Here is a 2,107-nt window from a genome sequence, read left to right as displayed (position 1 = left end):
AGGGCATCCGCGTCATGTGCAGGCTGACGTCGTCCGGCAACCATCGCCAAAGCTCCCGGTCAAGAGCGAAATCGTAGGGAACAACGACTCCGATCCCGGCCTGCTGCAGAGGTGGCGAGGGGTTCATTTGCACAGTGTGGGGCCGACCTGACCTCTCCGCAAGTCTGATTGTTGACAATCCGACGGTCGGGTTCCTAGCCTCGTCCCCGTGCCTGGAACTCGACCGGTGGTGGCAGTGCTGTGCGCACACGCGGATGACCGACCCCCCGGGATCCAGGATCTGGACGTTGAGCTGCGCTTTTGTGCGGCTGACGGCCTCGCGGAGGCGGTCGGCGGAGCGCAGGGACTGCTGCTGTGGGACTTCTTCTCCACCGCGGTGCGCGACGTGTGGGCCGAGGCGACGAATTTACAGTGGATTCACATCACCGCCGCGGGTGTCGACACGCTGTTGTTCGACGAGCTGCGGGCCTCTGACGTGGTGGTGACCAATGCGCGTGGGGTGTTCGACCGGCCGCTGGCCGAGTATGTGCTCGGCGCGGTGATCGCGCACGCTAAGGACAGCCGCACCAGCTTCGAGTTGCAGCGCCGCCACGAGTGGCGTCACCGCGAGACGCGCAGCATCACCGGCGCCACCGCGCTGGTCGTCGGCACCGGCGGCATCGGCCGCGAGATCGCGAAGCTGCTGCGGGCGGCGGGGCTGACGGTGCGCGGCGCGGGGCGCCGGCCCGTCGCCGACGATCCGGACTTCGGTGAGGTCGTCGACAGCGCCGACCTGGCCGGCCACGCCGGGTGGTGTGATCACCTGGTCCTGGCCGCCCCGCTGACAGCGGCGACCCACGGCCTGGTGGACGAGGCCGTGCTGGCCGCGATGAAACCCGACGCGCATCTGGTGAACATCGCCCGCGGGCCGATGGTCGAGGAGGCCGCGCTGCTGGACGCGCTGACCCAACACAGGATCGGGGGAGCGACGCTCGACGTGTTCGACACCGAGCCGCTGCCGGCCGATCACCCGCTGTGGGACGCGCCGAACGTGACGATCACCGCGCACATGTCCGCCGACGTCGTCGGCTGGCGGGATGCGCTGGCTGCGCAGTTCGCCGCCAATGCCCGTCGCTGGCTGGCCGGGGAGCCCCTGCACAATGTGGTGGACAAGCAACTGGGCTACATCCCGGGCGGGACGAGGTGATGATGTTCGAGGCCACCGAGCTGGTTGCGGGCTACCGGGACAAGACCATCTCCCCGGTGGAGGCCACCCTCGCCGCGCTGGACGCCACCGAGGCCTACAACCCGGCCGTCAACGCGTTCGTACTGGTGGACGTCGAGGGGGCGCTCGTCGCGGCCGAGGCGTCAGCGGCCCGCTGGTACGCCGGGGAGCCGCTGGGCCCGGGTGACGGGGTGCCGACGTCGATCAAGGACGTGTTCCTGACCCGGGGCTGGCCGACGCTGCGGGGCAGTGCCCTGATCGACGCGGCGGGCCCGTGGGACGAGGACTCCCCGTGTGTCGCACGCTTGCGGGAAACCGGCGCGGTGCTGCTCGGCAAGACGACGGCGCCGGAATACGCGTGGAAGGGCGTCACCGACTCGCTGACCTTCGGCCCCACCGGCAACCCGTGGGATCCGGCGGTGACGGCGGGCGGCTCCAGCGGTGGCAGCGCGGCGGCGGTGGGGCTGGGCATGGGGCCGTGGTCGGTGGGCACCGACGGCGGCGGCTCGGTGCGGATCCCGGCGGCGTTCACCGGGACGGTCGCGCTGAAGCCGACGTTCGGCCTGATCCCGCACTATCCGGCCAGCCCGTTCGGGACGCTGGCGCATTCGGGTCCGATGACGCGCACGGTGCGCGACACCGCCGCGCTGCTCGATGTGATCACCGGGTTCGACGCCCGGGACTGGGCCGCGATGCCGACACCGACGAACTCGTTCCTCGACGGCCTCGACGGCGGGGTGGCGGGGCTGCGGGTCGGGTTCTCCCCGAACCTCGGCTTCGTGCGCAACGACCCGGAGGTCGACGCCGCGGTGCGCGCCGCTGTGGCGGTGCTGGCCCATGCCGGTGCGGTGGTCGAGGAGGTCGACCCGGGGTTCACCGACCCGGTGGAGGCGTTCCATGTGC

The 2,107-nt window shown here is 71.1% G+C and carries 2 protein-coding genes; both read left to right on the top strand.

Annotated elements, in window-relative coordinates; translation table 11 throughout:
* The first annotated feature begins 208 nt into the window (after positions 1-208).
* Positions 209-1,186, top strand: coding sequence for a D-2-hydroxyacid dehydrogenase (locus WA944_RS10570; RefSeq protein ID WP_526646885.1), 978 nt, complete (start codon positions 209-211; stop codon positions 1,184-1,186).
* 2 nt (positions 1,187-1,188) lie between these two features.
* The coding region (locus WA944_RS10565) for an amidase (protein ID WP_526646883.1) at positions 1,189-2,107 on the top strand (919 nt) is incomplete at its 3' end.

It is taken from the genome of Mycobacterium sp., assembly GCF_049683355.1.
In the GTDB taxonomy this organism is placed as follows: Bacteria; Actinomycetota; Actinomycetes; order Mycobacteriales; family Mycobacteriaceae; genus Mycobacterium.
The sequence above is the reverse complement of the archived record's forward strand: the minus strand, read 5'-3'. Positions and strand labels throughout refer to the sequence as shown.